The organism is Paracoccus sp. MC1854, from assembly GCF_014164635.1.
Classification (GTDB): Bacteria; Pseudomonadota; Alphaproteobacteria; order Rhodobacterales; family Rhodobacteraceae; genus Paracoccus.
This window is the reverse complement of record NZ_JACJFU010000009.1, coordinates 18893-32863: the sequence shown is the minus strand read 5'-3', so window position 1 is coordinate 32863 and position 13971 is coordinate 18893. Positions and strand designations below refer to the sequence as shown.

Annotated in this window: 16 protein-coding genes; 5 read left to right on the top strand and 11 right to left on the bottom strand. The window is 68.5% G+C overall.

Annotation, left to right across the window (positions count from 1 at the left end):
- Positions 1-41: 41 nt before the first annotated feature.
- From H5395_RS09455 to H5395_RS09440, 4 genes are all read left to right on the top strand, one after another.
- Positions 42-1817, top strand: a complete 1776-nt coding sequence (locus H5395_RS09455; protein WP_182792332.1) for a DNA polymerase III subunit gamma/tau — start codon at positions 42-44, stop codon at positions 1815-1817.
- A 4-nt stretch (positions 1818-1821) separates the two neighbouring features.
- Complete coding sequence (locus tag H5395_RS09450; RefSeq protein ID WP_182792331.1) at positions 1822-2166, top strand: YbaB/EbfC family nucleoid-associated protein; 345 nt, start codon at positions 1822-1824, stop codon at positions 2164-2166.
- Between the two features lies 1 nt (position 2167).
- Entirely contained in the window at positions 2168-2767 is a 600-nt protein-coding gene (gene recR / locus H5395_RS09445; RefSeq protein ID WP_182792330.1) for a recombination mediator RecR, read from the top strand.
- Between the two features lie 157 nt (positions 2768-2924).
- Complete coding sequence (locus H5395_RS09440; RefSeq protein WP_200559438.1) at positions 2925-3401, top strand: thioesterase family protein; 477 nt, start codon at positions 2925-2927, stop codon at positions 3399-3401.
- Positions 3402-3458: 57 nt separating this feature from the next.
- Here the strand turns inward: H5395_RS09440 and H5395_RS09435 are convergent, their stop codons facing one another.
- The 6 genes from H5395_RS09435 to H5395_RS09410 all read right to left on the bottom strand — a co-directional run bounded on the left by H5395_RS09435 (position 3459) and on the right by H5395_RS09410 (position 8544).
- Complete coding sequence (locus tag H5395_RS09435) at positions 3459-3932, bottom strand: Hsp20 family protein (protein WP_182792328.1); 474 nt, start codon at positions 3930-3932, stop codon at positions 3459-3461.
- Between the two features lie 129 nt (positions 3933-4061).
- Complete coding sequence (locus H5395_RS09430) at positions 4062-4511, bottom strand: VOC family protein (RefSeq protein WP_182792327.1); 450 nt, start codon at positions 4509-4511, stop codon at positions 4062-4064.
- The gene (gene glcF, locus H5395_RS09425) at positions 4508-5812 is read right to left on the bottom strand and encodes a glycolate oxidase subunit GlcF (protein ID WP_182792326.1); all 1305 of its coding nucleotides are present in this window, start codon (positions 5810-5812) and stop codon (positions 4508-4510) included. The genes H5395_RS09430 and glcF overlap by 4 nt, the downstream gene beginning before the upstream one ends.
- A gap of 1 nt (position 5813) precedes the next feature.
- The gene (locus tag H5395_RS09420) at positions 5814-6887 is read right to left on the bottom strand and encodes an FAD-binding protein (RefSeq protein WP_182792325.1); all 1074 of its coding nucleotides are present in this window, start codon (positions 6885-6887) and stop codon (positions 5814-5816) included.
- Complete coding sequence (locus H5395_RS09415; protein ID WP_182792324.1) at positions 6877-8325, bottom strand: FAD-linked oxidase C-terminal domain-containing protein; 1449 nt, start codon at positions 8323-8325, stop codon at positions 6877-6879. Before H5395_RS09415 ends, H5395_RS09420 begins: the two co-directional genes overlap by 11 nt.
- A 3-nt stretch (positions 8326-8328) precedes the next feature.
- A complete protein-coding gene (locus tag H5395_RS09410) occupies positions 8329-8544 on the bottom strand; it encodes a hypothetical protein (RefSeq protein WP_182792323.1) in 216 nt (71 codons plus the stop codon).
- Between the two features lie 103 nt (positions 8545-8647).
- Between H5395_RS09410 and H5395_RS09405 the strand changes: the two genes are divergently transcribed.
- Complete coding sequence (locus H5395_RS09405; RefSeq protein ID WP_182792322.1) at positions 8648-9355, top strand: DUF599 domain-containing protein; 708 nt, start codon at positions 8648-8650, stop codon at positions 9353-9355.
- On the opposite strand, the gene H5395_RS09400 is transcribed toward H5395_RS09405, so the two are convergent.
- Genes H5395_RS09400 through H5395_RS09380 form a run of 5 tightly spaced genes read right to left on the bottom strand, consistent with a single transcriptional unit; the run spans position 9352 to position 13879 of the window.
- Positions 9352-10131: a crotonase/enoyl-CoA hydratase family protein gene (locus tag H5395_RS09400; RefSeq protein ID WP_182792321.1), complete on the bottom strand. Its 780-nt coding sequence runs from the start codon at positions 10129-10131 to the stop codon at positions 9352-9354. The genes H5395_RS09405 and H5395_RS09400 overlap by 4 nt on opposite strands.
- Before the next feature lie 33 nt (positions 10132-10164).
- Positions 10165-11016: a hydroxymethylglutaryl-CoA lyase gene (locus tag H5395_RS09395; protein WP_182792320.1), complete on the bottom strand. Its 852-nt coding sequence runs from the start codon at positions 11014-11016 to the stop codon at positions 10165-10167.
- Entirely contained in the window at positions 11009-11713 is a 705-nt protein-coding gene (locus H5395_RS09390; protein WP_182792319.1) for a glutathione S-transferase family protein, read from the bottom strand. Before H5395_RS09390 ends, H5395_RS09395 begins: the two co-directional genes overlap by 8 nt.
- Entirely contained in the window at positions 11713-11919 is a 207-nt protein-coding gene (locus H5395_RS09385; protein WP_182792318.1) for a molybdopterin-binding protein, read from the bottom strand. Before H5395_RS09385 ends, H5395_RS09390 begins: the two co-directional genes overlap by 1 nt.
- A 28-nt stretch (positions 11920-11947) precedes the next feature.
- Positions 11948-13879 (bottom strand): acetyl/propionyl/methylcrotonyl-CoA carboxylase subunit alpha, encoded by a 1932-nt coding sequence (locus H5395_RS09380; RefSeq protein WP_182792317.1) that lies wholly within the window; start codon positions 13877-13879, stop codon positions 11948-11950.
- Positions 13880-13971 lie beyond the last annotated feature (92 nt).

Below are 13971 nucleotides of genomic sequence, written 5' to 3'. Positions count from 1 at the left end.
CCGCCTCGCCGCCTACATTCCCCCGGTCAGACGAGGACCGAATGCCCGACACCCCCGCCTATCAGGTGCTCGCCCGGAAATACCGGCCGGAAACCTTTGCCGACCTGGTCGGCCAGGACGCCATGGTCCGCACGCTGCAGAACGCATTCGCCGCAGACCGCATCGCGCAGGCCTTCATCATGACGGGCATCCGCGGGACCGGGAAGACGACTACGGCGCGGATCATCGCCAAGGGGATGAACTGCATCGGCCCTGACGGCACCAGCGGCCCCACGACCAACCCTTGCGGGGTCTGCGAGCATTGCACGGCCATTGCCGAGGGCCGCCACGTCGACGTGCTGGAAATGGACGCCGCGTCTAGAACCGGCGTGAACGACATCCGCGAGATCATTGAATCCGTTCACTATCGGGCAGCGTCCGCACGCTACAAGATCTACATCATCGACGAGGTGCACATGCTCAGCACCTCGGCCTTCAACGCGCTGCTGAAGACGCTGGAGGAACCTCCGCCGCATGTGAAGTTCATCTTCGCGACCACAGAAATCCGAAAGGTTCCCGTCACCGTCCTGTCGCGCTGCCAGCGTTTCGACCTGCGCCGGATCGAGCCCGAGGTGATGATCGGCCTGCTGCGCCGGATCGCCACAGCTGAGGGCGCGCAGATCACCGACGACGCGCTGGCGCTGATCACCCGCGCGTCGGAAGGTTCGGCCCGCGACGCGACCTCGCTGCTGGATCAGGCGATCAGCCACGGCGCGGGGGAAACCACTGCTCCGCAGGTCCGTGCCATGCTGGGGCTGGCCGACCGGGGTCGGGTGCTCGACCTTTTCGACATGATCCTGCGCGGCGCAGCGGCCGAGGCGCTGGCCGAGCTGCAATCGCAATATTCCGAGGGCGCCGACCCGCTGGCAGTGTTGCGCGACCTGGCCGAGATCACCCACTGGGTCAGCCTCGTGAAGATCACGCCCGACGCGGCCGAGGATCCCACGGTCGGCCCCGACGAACGCACCCGAGGCCGCAAGATGGCCGAGCGCATCCCCATGCGCGCGCTGACCCGCCTGTGGCAGATGCTGCTGAAGGCGCTGGAGGAGGTCTCCGCCGCGCCGAACGCCATGATGGCCGCGGAAATGGCGATCATCCGCCTGACCCATGTGGCTGACCTGCCTGACCCCGAGGCGCTGATCCGCCGCGTGCAGGCGGGACAGGCAGCGGGCGAACTCGCGCGTCCGGCGATGCAGGCGCAGCGCGCACCGACCCATGCCGCGCCCAGCCACCAGATGTCCGCGCCCCCTGCCCGCATGACGGCCAGCGGTGCGATCGCGCTGGCGCCCGAGCCGCAGGTGGCGGCGGATGCGCTGGCAACCTATCCCGATTTCACCTCGGTGGTCGAACTGATCCGCCGAATGCGCGACATGGTGCTGCTGACGCAGGTGGAAGACCACATCCGCCTTGTCCGCTATGCCCCCGGCCGGATCGAGTTCCAGCCGACGCCAGATGCCCCGCGCGATCTCGCCCAACGCTTGGGCGAACGCCTGCGCGGCTGGACCGGCGGCGCCCGCTGGGCGGTCTCGGTGGTCGATCAGGGCGGCGGCCCCACGGTCAGCGAACAGAAGGCTGCGGCCCGCGCCGCCGCCGAGGCCGAGGCAATGAAGAACCCCGTGATCGCCGCAATCTTCGCGGCCGCTCCGGGCGCCCGCTTCAAGGCGATCCGCGACGAGACGCCGCCACTGGTGGATGACGAGACGGAAGACCTGCACGGCACCTCGCAAGGCGCGGTCGCGGCGGTCGAGGAATGGGATCCCTTCGAGGACGAGGAGTGAGACGATGAAGAACCCCTTCGGAGGAATGGGCGATCTGGGCAAGATGATGGCCGCCGCCCGCGACATGCAGGGCCGCGTCGAGGAGTTCCAGAAGACGCTGGAAACCCTGACCGTGACCGGAGAGGCCGGTGCGGGGCTTGTCCGCGTCACTGCCAATGCCAAGGGCGAGCTGAAGGGGCTTGAGATCGACCCTTCGATCTTCGTGCCGTCCGAAAAGCAGGTGGTCGAGGACCTGATCCTCGCCGCGATCAGGGACGCGCAGGAAAAGGCCGGAGCGCGGGCGCAGTCCGAGGGCCAGCGGCTTGCGGGTGACATGGGCCTGCCGCCGGGCATGAAGCTGCCCTTCTGACGTGGCCGAGGGCAGCGACGACATCCAGGCGCTGATCGCCCAGATCGCGCGGCTTCCCGGCCTTGGGCCGAGATCCGCCCGCCGCGTCGTGCTGGCGCTGATCCGCCGCCGCACCGGCCAGATGGCGCAACTGGCGCAACTGATGGCGACCGTGGCGGAACGGTCCCGCGAATGCACCCGCTGCGGCAACATCGGCGAATCCGACCTCTGCCCCATCTGCGCCGACCCCAAGCGTGGGAACGGCGAGCTTTGCGTGGTCGAGGATGTCGCCGACCTTTGGGCGCTGGAACGCGGCCGGGCCTTCCGGGGCCGCTATCACGTCCTCGGCGGGACACTATCCGCACTGGACGAGGTCGGGCCGGACCAGCTTGGCATTCCGCGCCTGATCGGGCGGGTGGGCGAGGAGGGCATCTCCGAGGTGATCCTTGCGCTCAACGCCACGGTCGAGGGCCAGACCACCGCCCATTACATCGCCGAGGCTCTGGAGGGGACGAATGTCACCGTCACTGGCCTCGCGCAAGGCGTCCCAATCGGGGGCGAACTGGACTATCTTGACGACGGCACCATCAGCGCGGCTCTGCGGGCGCGCAGACGGTTGTGAATGCGCCGCGATCCGACGCTCTGGCTGATCGATGCGTGGAAATCACGCAGGCTGCGCAGCGGCAGGGCGATATCGCGGATGCGGAGGTTGCGTGCCGGACAGATCGGTGCGTGAAAACCGCGCATCCTGCGGGCACTCCACAAGGACGGAGGACAGATTGACCACCCCCTTCACCAGCCCGCCGATGCAGGTCGAGCAGGACTGGACCGACTACAACGGTCATCTGAACATGGCCTATTACCACCTGTTGTTCGACCGCGCGGTGGACGGGGCGCTGGTGCCGCTGGGGCTTGGGCCCGAGGTTGCGGCGAAAACCGGCGCCTCGGTCTTCACCGCGCAGGCGCAGGTGCATTACATGCGCGAACTCCATGCGGGCGACAGGGTGGTGGTAGAAACGCGGCTGATCGAGCACGACTCGAAGCGGTTGCATTACGTCCAGACGATGCGGCGCGTCGGGGAAGACGCGCCCGCCGCCATCAGCGAGAACCTGGTCCTGCATGTCGATCTGAACAGCCGCCGCGTCGCGCCCTTCACGCCCGAGGTGCTGGCGCGGATCGCGGAAGCGGTCGCGGCCCATGCGGACCTGCCGCTACCCCGGCAGGTCGGGCGCCAGGTAGGATTGCGGCGCGACTGAAACGAAAAAGGGCGCGCGGGTCTCCCCGCAGCGCCCCCGATGCCTCGCCCGAACAGGTCAGGCGTCCAGCTTCTTGACCTCTTCGGCTTCCAGCGTCGTGCCGGCCGATTTCGAGATCTCGATCCTGCGCGGCTTCAGCGCCTCGGGCACCTCGCGCACCAGGTCGATGTGCAGCATCCCGTCAACGTGGCTCGCGCCCGTCACGCGGACATGGTCGGCCAGCGCGAACTTGCGTTCAAAGGCGCGGGTCGCGATACCGCGGTGCAGGAAGGTCTTGCCCTCGTCTTCCTCGGCCTTGCGGGCGGAAACGATGACGGCACCCTCCTTCATCTCGACCGACAGGTCGTCGGCGGCAAAGCCTGCGACGGCGATCGAGATGCGATAAGCATTCTCGCCGGTCTTCTCGATGTTGTAGGGAGGATAGGTGGGCGTGGTGATGTCGGCGGCAAGCGCGCGATCCATCAGGTCGGCAATGCGGTCGAAGCCAATCGACGCACGATATAGCGGGGTCAGGTCCATAGTGCTACGCATGGGTCGCATCCTTTTCAGCGATGTGAACAGTCATGCCCCCCGGAAACCGGGCAGGCGGTTCGCCGGCGCCATCTGGCCATCCGGCTGCAATGAATCTGGGAAGCGGCCCCGCCCCTGTCAAGGGGTGAGTCAGGTCGAAGGCACGCCCTTCGGGGCCCAGATCGCGGGGTCCGCAAGCTCGATGGAATTGCCCGCCGGGTCGCGGAAATAGATCGAGCGGCGGCCGTTCGGCCACAGGAAGTCCGCCTCGATCCCGATGCCGTGGTTTTCCAGATGCGCCCGCCAGCGGTCCAGCGCCTCGGGTGCGACGGCAAGGCAGGCGTGGCCCGGGCCACGTGCGCCATGCGGGGGCACAGGCTGGTCGGCGTCGGGCTTGGGCGGCACCTCGGTTGCATCGGGGTTGAAGACCAGCAGCACCTGCGGGCGCGGCTGGTCGGCCGTGCGAAAGAAGACATGGCGGTCGGGGACGCTGACGATTTCCTCCAGTCCCATGATCTCTGTCCAGAACATCCGGGCGGCATCAAGGTCGTCGGCGTAGAGCGCGGTTTCCAACGTGCCCAGCAGCGGCAGGATGGTCATGCGGCGTGCTCCAGTTCGGTCAGCGCGGCGGGGCGTGGGCCGCCGGTCGCCCAGTCGAGCAGCTCGACGGTGTGGACGATGGGGATGCCGGTGCCCTGCCCGATCTGCATCATGCAGCCGATGTTGCCGGCAGCGATGACCTGCGGGCCGACAGCCTCGATGGTGCGGACCTTGCGGTCGCGCAGGGCAGCGGAGAGTTCCGGCTGCAGCAGGTTGTAGGTGCCCGCCGAGCCGCAGCACAGGTGCGAATCTGCCGGTGTCACGACTGTCGCCCCCGCCTGCCCCAGCAGCACCTTGGGCGCCGCGACGATGCGCTGGCCGTGCTGCAGCGAACAGGCGGCGTGATAGGCCACGCGCAGGTTCAGGGGCTGCGTGACCGGGGGCAGGCCGTGGCTGTCGAGGAACTCGGTGATGTCGCGCGCGAGGCTCGCCACCCGCTCGGCGGCTTCGCGGTCTGGGTCATGGGCGAAGAGATGGCCATAGTCCTTGACGACCGTCCCGCAGCCTGAGGTGTTGACGATGATCGCGTCCAGCGGCGCCTCGGCGTCGGCTGCAAGGAACGCGCGGATCGTGTCGCGTGCGGTTTCCCGTGCCGCGTCGTCGCGGCCCATGTGATGGGTCAGCGCGCCGCAGCAGCCGAGATCGCGCGGGATCACCACCTCGCAGCCTGCGCGGCGCAGCAGGCGGATGGTGGCGTCGTTGATGTCGGCATTCAGCGCCTTCTGCGCGCAGCCGGTCAGGATGGCGACTCGCGCGCGTTTCGGGCCGATGGGGGCATAGGTCGCGCCCTTGTCGTCGTTGGTGGGGCCGACGATGCGGGGCGGTGCCATCTCGAGCATCGCGCGCAGGCGGCGGTCGGGCATCAGCCGCGCGAAGGGTTTTGCTAGCTTTGCGCCGATCAGCGCCATGCGGAAGCGGCCGGGATGCGGCAGCACCCAGGCCAGAACCGAGCGCAGCGCCCGATCGCGCCAAGGGCGTCGGTAGGTCTTTTCGACATGGACCCGCGCATGGTCGATCAGGTGCATGTAGTCCACGCCCGAAGGGCAGGTCGTCATGCAGGCGAGGCAGGACAGGCAGCGGTCAAGGTGCAGCGTCGTCTTCTCGTCCGCCGGCCTGCCGGATTCCAGCATGTCCTTGATGAGGTAGATACGTCCGCGCGGACTGTCGAGTTCGTCGCCCAGGATCTGGTAGGTCGGGCAGGTCGCCGTGCAGAAGCCGCAATGGACGCAGGTCCGCAGGATCTTGTTGGCGGTGGCAATGCCGGGGTCGGCCAACTGTTCAGGGGTGAAGTTCGTCTGCATCTCAGGCCACCGTCAGTTCGGGTGCGGCGAATATCCCGCGCGGGTCGAAGCGTTCGCGCAACCCGTCCTCGAGCCTCCGGGTGACGGGATCGGGAGGGGGCAGCGGGCCGCGGTGCGTGCCTTGCAGGCAGAGGGCGCGGGCGCCTTGCGGCAATGCGGGACGAGCATTGGGCGCAAGTGAGAAGAAGATCAGCGAGGCGCCCCAGTCAAGCGCCAGCGGGGTCGCATCAGGGTTCATGGTCAGGATCGCGGCGGTCTGTGAGGGGCGGCACGCGATGCGCCAGATGGCGCTGCCGGACCGGGGCGCTGCCCCGGACCCCGGGATATTTCCACGAAGAAGAAGCCAAGGGTCATCCTTGAGGGACTGGACCTCTCCAAAGGCGGACAGGCGGGCGGTGAGGGTCTCGGCGCGAAGTTCGACCGAGCCTTCCAAGCCCTCGATGCGGACCAGTGCGCCCAGGTCGGGCAGCCAGGCGGCGCCGGTCACGTCCCAGGGGCCGGTCAGCGCGGCAGTGAGGGCGGGGACAGCCGCAGCGGCGTCTAGTTCAGGTAGCGCGAGCGTGAGGCTGAAGGGCGGGATCGGTTGGATCTTGAGGCTGACCTCGGTGAGAACGCCAAGGGTGCCGCGGCTGCCGGCCATCAGCTTGACGAGGTCGTAGCCCGTGACGTTCTTCATGACCCGGCCGCCGTTGCTGACGATCTTTCCGCCGCCGTCCACGAAGCGGACGCCCAGCAGGCTGTCACGGGCGGCCCCGTCCTTGACGCGGCGCGGACCGCTGGCGTTCGCCGCAATGACGCCGCCGATGGTTGAGCCCGGCGCGGGCGGTGGCTCGAAGGCGAGGCGCTGACGTTCCGAGGCCAGCAGCGCCTCGATCTCCGCCAAGGGAGTTCCGGCGCGGGCAACCAGCGTCAGGGCGGCTGGTTCATAAAGCGTCACGCCGGTCAGCGCGGCGGTCGGAAGCCGCGTCCCCTGCCCCTCGCCCGGCAGCAGGCGGGTGCCGCCACCGATGATTGACAGCGGGCCACGGCCTGCGCGGATCAGCGCGGCCAGTTCGGCTTCGGTTTCAGGCCGCATTGCGGCGGGCCTCCCGGCGGGTTTCGGAAACTTCCAGCGGGAAGACCTTGGCCGCGTTCAGCAGCCACTGGGGGTCGAAGACGTCCTTGACGCGCATCTGCGCCTCCATGTCGGCATCGGTGAACTGCGCAGTCATCAGGTCGCGCTTTTCCACGCCCACGCCATGCTCGCCGGTCAGGCAGCCGCCGACCTCGACGCAGAGGCGCAGGATGTCGGCGCCAAGCGCCTCGACGCGTTCCAGGTCACCGGGGCGGTTGGCGTCGAAGATGATGAGCGGGTGCATGTTGCCGTCGCCTGCATGGAAGACGTTGGCGACGGGCAGGCCCGCAGCCTCGGACATCTCGGCGATGCCGCGCAGCACCTGGGGCAGAGCCGAGACGGGAATCGTCCCGTCCAGGCACATGTAGTCGCCCATCTGCCCCATCGCGCCGAAGGCCGACTTTCGGCCCAGCCAGATGCGGCGGGATTCGTCCTCGGACTTGCTTTCGCGGAACTCGACGGGCGAGAACGCCTCGGCGATGGCGCGGATCAGGGTCAACTGCTCGTCAATTTCTGAGGGCGTGCCCTCGACCTCGACGATCAGCAGGGCCTCGCAGTCGGGATAGCCGGGGCGGGCAAAGTTTTCCGTGGCCACGATGCAGGGGCGGTCCATGAACTCGATGGCGACGGGCAGGACGCCCGCGCGGATGATCGCAGCAACGCAGGCGCCGGCGGTTTCCGAACTGTCGAAACCGATCAGCACGGGGCGGGCACCGGCGGGCTTGGGCAGTATGCGCAGCGTGGCCTCGGTCACGACGCCAAGCTGGCCCTCGGCCCCGCAGACGACGCCCAGCAGGTCGAGGCCCGGTCCCTCGCCCATCGGCCCGCCCAGTTCCACGATGCTGCCGTCCATCAGCACCATCGTCACGCCCAGCAGGTTGTTGGTCGTGACCCCGTATTTCAGGCAATGCGCCCCGCCCGAGTTCATGCCGATGTTGCCGCCGATTGCGCAGGCCAACTGGCTGGAGGGGTCGGGCGCGTAGAAGAACCCGGCTTCGTCCACGAAGGTGGACACAGACAGGTTCGTCCGCCCCGCCTGCACCCGGATCACGCGGTCGCCGTAATCGACCTCAAGCACGGCGTTCATGCGGGCGAGGCCAAGCACCACCGCGTCAGCCGTGGGCATGGACCCGCCCGCAAGGCTGGTGCCCGCGCCGCGGGGGACGACGGGCACACGTTCCTCGTGGCAGACTCGCAGGATGGCGGCGACCTCCTCGGTCGTTGTGGGCAGGGCCACGGCCAGCGGCGGGCAGCGGTAGGCTGACAGCGCATCGCACTCATAGGCGCGCGCCTCAACCGGATCGTCGATGACGTCACCCGCGCCGATGACCGCGCGCAACCGCGCGACGATCGACTCGCGGCGGGCGATCACGCCAGCGTCGGGGATGGGCATTCGCATGATTCAGCCTCCTGCAACGAGGCAGGCGGCCTCGTCCTTGAGCATGGCGCGGGGCTTGCAAGAGCCGGTTTCCGCATCGTCGGGCAGAGCCGCTCGCAACGACCCGGCCCGTTCGTCACCTTCCGGCAGCCAGGCGAAACCGCTGCCCGTCATCTTCGAGGGGTCGATGCAGTCGGCGTCAGCGGGAAAATCCCCATGGATCGCGTGAGGAGCGGCCATCCTGTTCCTCCCTGTTCTTCTTTCCGAGATAGTCACCGACCGACGCGCTGGCAACCGCCGCAGGCCGGGCCTATCGTCCGTCCGACCGACCCGAGGGACACCCGTGACCCACCTGCCCCTTCCCCTGACCCTGACGCGCCTCGACCTTCTGGCCCTGGTCCTGCTGGCGGTTGCCTGGTTCGGCGTGGCACGGGTGATCGAGCATCCGCCCGCGCGGCTGCCTTCCGTCTCGGTGCTGATGACGACCTATCGCCGCGACTGGATGCGCCAACTGGTCGCCCGCGATTCGCGCATTTTCGACGGGAACATCCTGACAAGCCTGCGCGAAGGCACGTCCTTCTTCGCCTCGGCCTGCATGATCGCCATCGGGGGCGGGCTGGCGCTGATCGGCAACACCGATCCGCTGGCCGGGATCGCCCGCGACCTGGACGCGGGCGAGATCCCCGAGATGCTGTGGCGGCTCAAGATCCTGCTGGTGCTGCTGTTCGTGGCGAACGCATTCCTCAAGTTCGTCTGGGCGCACCGGCTGTTCGGCTATTGCGCGATCATGATGGCCGCCGTCCCGAACGACCCCGACCTGCCGGAAACCGAGCCGCGCGCCATGGCCGCCGCGCAGGTCAACATCCAGGCCGCCCGCAACTTCAACATCGGGCTGCGTGCGGTCTATTTCGCCCTCGGCGCGATCGGCTGGCTTGCGGGCGCATGGGGACTGATGCTGGGCACCGTGGTGGTGACCAGCATCACACTGCGGCGCGAGTTCGCCTCGGGGTCGCGCCGGGCGATCGTCGCGGACCTGGGGCGGCGGGATTAACCCTGCCAGTGCGGCTTGCGTTTGGCGAAGAAGGCCTTGATGCCGTGGGGGGCCTCGTCGTCCTCCCACACGGCGATCAGCGCGTCCACGGACATGTCGATCACCTCGCGGTCGATCCGGGGACCCAGCGTGCGGGTCAGGCGCTTGGCTGCGGCCACCGCCTTGGGCGCGGTCTGCAGGTAGGGCGCCACCTCGTCCTCGATGGCGGCGTCCAGGTCCTCGGGGTCCACGGTATAGGCAAGCAGGTTCAGCGCCTCGGCCTCGGCTGCGTCGAAGATGCGGCCGGACATGAAGACGCGGCGGGCCTTGTCCTCGCCCATGCGCGCGACGACATAGGGGCCGATGGTGGCGGGGATCAGGCCGAGCTTCGTTTCCGTCAGCCCGAACCTGGCCGTGCGCGCGCCCACCGCCACGTCGCAGACCGACATCATGCCGATGCCGCCGCCAAAGGCATTGCCATGGACGCGGCCGATCAGGGGCTTGGGCAGTTCGTTCAGCGCATTCAGCATCAGCGCCAGTTCCGTCGCGCCCTGCCGCCGGGTTGCGGCGTCGGCGGCCATCTGGTCCTGCATCCAGCCGAGATCGCCGCCCGCGCAGAAGCTTTTGCCCTCGGCGGCCAGCACCACCACACGCATTGCAGGATCGGCGCCAAGCTGCTCTGCGGCTTGCGTCAGCTCGGCGATCATCTGCGCCGACAGGGCATTGTGCTTGTCGGGACGTGCCAGCCACAGGGTCGCTACCCCGCGCGCGTCCGTTTCGATGCGGATCGTTTCCATTCAGTTCTCCCGTTTCCGCGCTCGCCTTATTCCCTACCCGCGCATCCCCTGCGCCATCTCGGCGGCCTGCCGCAGCACGGCCATGTCCAGCCCGGTGTCGAACCCGCGCCCGGCCAGATGCGCGGCCACCTTCTCGGTCGCGACGTTCCCTGCCGCGCCCGGCGCATAGGGGCAGCCGCCGAGGCCGCCGACCGCGGCGTCGAAGACCCGCAAGCCCCGCGCGAGGCTCGCGTCGATGTTGTCCAGCGCGCGGCCGGACGTGTCGTGGTAATGCCCGGCCAGGATCGTCGCGGGCATCTCCTCCAGCACGGCGGCCAGCATGGCGTCGATCGCCTCGGGTACGGCCTGCCCGATGGTGTCGGCCAGGCTGATCTCATAGCAGCCCATGTCGCGCAGGGCGGTGGCAACGCGGACTACGTTTTCCGGGGGGATCCTGCCGTCGAAGGGGCAGTCGGTTGCGACGCTGACATAGCCGCGCACCGGAATTCCGTCGGCACGCGCGGCCTCCATCACCGGGGCGAAGCGTTCGAGGCTTTCGGCGATGGTGCAGTTCAGGTTGGCGCGGGCGAAGCCTTCCGAGGCGCTGGTGAAGACCGCCACCTCGGAGGCTTTGGCGTCCCGCGCGCCCTGGTAGCCCTTGAGGTTCGGGGTCAGGGCCGCGTAGCTGACGCCGGGGGCACGGGTGATGCCCGCCAGAACCTCGGCGGCGTCGGCCATCTGCGGCACCCATTTCGGGGATACGAAGCTGGTGACCTCGATCCGGCGGAAGCCTGCGCGCGACAGCAGATCCACCAGCGCGATCTTGTCGGCAGCGGGGATCAGGCGCTTTTCGTTCTGCAGCCCGTCGCGCGGGCCCATTTCGAAGATCTCGACGGTTTCAGGCATCTGACACCTCGTAGAAGTCGCGGTCGTAGAGCACCACCTCACCGTCCTTGGGCAAGGCGCGCTGGAAAGCTGGCCGTTCGGCGCAGCGGTCGGCATAGGCTTGCAGCGCAGGCGACAAAGGCACGAAGCGGCGGGCGGTCCAGACCGACCAGCCGACCGCGCAATCGACGCCCGAGAAGCCCCCGGCCATCAGCCAGTCCTGTTCCTCGACCGTCTGTTCGACCAGCCGCAGGGTGCGGGCCAGCCGCGCGGTTTCCAGCTTCATCACCGTCAGCGAGCGGGTTGCCGGATCGCGCAGCATCAGGTGGCTTTGGGTGAGATTGGCAATGTGCTGGCCGATGGTTTCCGCAAAATGCAGCCAGTCGAGCCAGCCGAGCCGCCCCTCCTCACCTGGAGCACGTCCCAGATGCGGACCCCGCGTCTCGCACAGGTATTCGACCATCGCCCCGGATTCGTGGATCACGCTGCCATCGATCTGCAGGGCGGGGGCGCGGCCGACCGGATGGATGGCCTCGTATTCCGCCCCGCGCATGTCCTTGCTGCGCAGGTCCATGACGCGCAGGCTGAAGGGAAGGTCCAGTTCGTTCAGCAGCCACAGGATGCGCATCGACCGCGACAGGGGCACGTGCCACAGGATGATGGCGTCCTGATCGGCGTCCTTGACAGGGCCGCCGCTGGCGGGCGGGGCCTCCGCCATCAGTCGAGGCCCACCATGACATCGCTGGCCTTGATGACGGCATAGGCCTGCTCGCCGACCTTCAGCCCCAGATCCTCGATCGCCGCATTGGTGATCGAGGACGTGATCACCGAACCGCCAACGTCGATGCGGACGATGGCGTTGACGGCGCCCTTGGTGATCTCGGTCACGGTGCCCTTGAGGGTGTTGCGCGCGCTGAGCTTCATGGGGTTCTCCCTCGTTGATGCGGCCAGCCTAGGCCGGGGCGTGTTCGTCTTCCAGCCGGATCAGCGGGGCGCCCGCCTCGACCTGGTCGCCTGCAGCGGCCAGCACCTCGGCCACAGTGCCGTCGCGGGCGGCGGTCAGGGTGTGTTCCATCTTCATGGCCTCAAGGATCGCCAGCCGGTCGCCCGCCGAAACCTGTTGGCCCGCGCCGACGAAGACCGCCTTGACCAGCCCCGGCATGGGGGAAAGCGTGAGCCCTCCACCCGCCGCCTCGGCCTGCCGGTCCAGCGGGTCCTGCGGCACCAGCGTCAGGCTGCGGCCGCCGAAGACGCTGACGCCCGCCGGATGCGTCACGATGCGGGACCGGCGGGGGGCACCGTTCACCCACCAGCGTTCACCTTGCCAGAGGACGTCATGGGCGGTGCCATCCAGCGTGACGCGCGCCGTGCCGGGGCCGAGCACCTCGACGACGCCCTCACCGCCCTCCCATGTCACGGTGCGCCTGAGCGGTGACCAGAGCGTGACGCCGCCGCGCACCTTGGGGTCATGCAGTCCAGCGACGCCCAGCGCGGCAAGCGCGCGGGTCTCGGGCGAGGGCTCGGCCTGATTGAGCAGTTGGTCGAGATCGCGGGCGATGAGGCCGGTATCGACCTCGCCATTGCGGAAGCCCTCGTGCCGGGTCAGGGCGATCAGGAAGTCGATGTTGGTGACGGTGCCCGCGACCTCGGTATCCACCAGAGCGGTTTCCAAAGCGCGCAGGGCAATGGCGCGGGTGGGGCCGTGGGTGATGACCTTGGCGATCATCGGGTCGTACCACGGGCTGATGCTGTCGCCCTGCCGCACGCCGGTCTCGTTGCGGGCGTTCTCGGCGAACCTGAGGTGCGCGAGCTTGCCCGTCGCCGGCAGGAAGCCTGCAGGCACGTCTTCGGCGTAAAGCCGCGCCTCGAAGGCGTGGCCGGTGATGGTCAGTTCGTCCTGCTGTTTGGGCAGCGGCTCGCCCGAGGCCACGCGAAGCTGCCATTCGACCAGATCGACGCCGGTGATGGCCTCGGTCACGGGATGCTCGACCTGCAGGCGGGTGTTCATCTCCATGAACCAGAAGCCATCGGAGCGCAGGCCGCGGCTTCCGTCCACGATGAACTCGATGGTGCCGGCGCCGGCATAGCCGATGGTCTCGGCGGCGCGGACGGCGGCGGCGCCCATCGCGGCGCGGACCTCGGGGGTCATGCCCGGGGCCGGGGCTTCCTCGATCACCTTCTGGTGGCGGCGCTGGAGGGAACAGTCCCGCTCGAACAGGTGGACGGCGATGGTGCCGTCGCCGAAGACCTGCACCTCGATATGGCGGGGGGCGGTGATGTATTTCTCGATCAGCACGGCAGGGTTGCCAAAGGCGGTCTGCGCCTCGCCCTGTGCGGATGCGAGCGCGTCCGCGAAGTCCTGCGCGCGCTCGACCAGCCGCATCCCCTTGCCGCCGCCACCCGCCACGGCCTTGATCAGCACGGGATAGCCGATCCGCTCGGCCTGATCGGCCAGAAAGGCCGCGTCCTGGTTCTTTCCATGATAGCCGGGGACGACCGGAACGCCCGCCTGTTCCATCAGCGCCTTGGCCGCATCCTTGAGGCCCATCGCGCGGATCGCCTTGGCCGAGGGGCCGATGAAGACCAGCCCGGCGGCCGTCACCGCATCCACGAAGTCGGGGTTTTCGGACAGGAAGCCATAGCCCGGATGGATCGCCTGCGCGCCGGTATCCAGCGCCGCCCGGATGATGGCGTCGCCGCGCAGGTAGCTGTCCTTGGGCGCGGGGCCGCCGATATGGACGGCCTCGTCGGCCATCGAGACATGGCGCGCACCCCGGTCGGCGTCGGAATAGACCGCGACGGTGCCGACGCCGAGCTTGCGGCAGGTGTCGATGACGCGGCAGGCGATCTCGCCCCGGTTGGCGATCAGGATCTTGCTGAACATGCGGTTGTCCCATGCTGCCCGGCCGCACCGGGGGTTTTCCACCCCCGGACCCCCGGAGGATATTTGTGCGATGAAGAAAGACCAGGGATGCT

Bases quoted from the DNA above. Each gene is read 5' to 3' on its own strand.
- H5395_RS09430 (WP_182792327.1), bottom strand. From the start codon at position 4,511: ATGACCATCCTGCCGCTGCTGGGCACGTTGGAAACCGCGCTCTACGCC.
- H5395_RS09415 (WP_182792324.1), bottom strand. From the start codon at position 8,325: ATGCGAATGCCCATCCCCGACGCTGGCGTGATCGCCCGCCGCGAGTCG.
- H5395_RS09455 (WP_182792332.1), top strand. From the start codon at position 42: ATGCCCGACACCCCCGCCTATCAGGTGCTCGCCCGGAAATACCGGCCG.
- H5395_RS09395 (WP_182792320.1), bottom strand. From the start codon at position 11,016: ATGCCTGAAACCGTCGAGATCTTCGAAATGGGCCCGCGCGACGGGCTG.
- H5395_RS09450 (WP_182792331.1), top strand. From the start codon at position 1,822: ATGAAGAACCCCTTCGGAGGAATGGGCGATCTGGGCAAGATGATGGCC.
- H5395_RS09435 (WP_182792328.1), bottom strand. From the start codon at position 3,932: ATGCGTAGCACTATGGACCTGACCCCGCTATATCGTGCGTCGATTGGC.
- H5395_RS09390 (WP_182792319.1), bottom strand. From the start codon at position 11,713: ATGGCGGAGGCCCCGCCCGCCAGCGGCGGCCCTGTCAAGGACGCCGAT.
- H5395_RS09410 (WP_182792323.1), bottom strand. From the start codon at position 8,544: ATGGCCGCTCCTCACGCGATCCATGGGGATTTTCCCGCTGACGCCGAC.
- glcF (WP_182792326.1), bottom strand. From the start codon at position 5,812: ATGCAGACGAACTTCACCCCTGAACAGTTGGCCGACCCCGGCATTGCC.
- H5395_RS09380 (WP_182792317.1), bottom strand. From the start codon at position 13,879: ATGTTCAGCAAGATCCTGATCGCCAACCGGGGCGAGATCGCCTGCCGC.
- H5395_RS09385 (WP_182792318.1), bottom strand. From the start codon at position 11,919: ATGAAGCTCAGCGCGCGCAACACCCTCAAGGGCACCGTGACCGAGATC.
- H5395_RS09420 (WP_182792325.1), bottom strand. From the start codon at position 6,887: ATGCGGCCTGAAACCGAAGCCGAACTGGCCGCGCTGATCCGCGCAGGC.
- H5395_RS09400 (WP_182792321.1), bottom strand. From the start codon at position 10,131: ATGGAAACGATCCGCATCGAAACGGACGCGCGCGGGGTAGCGACCCTG.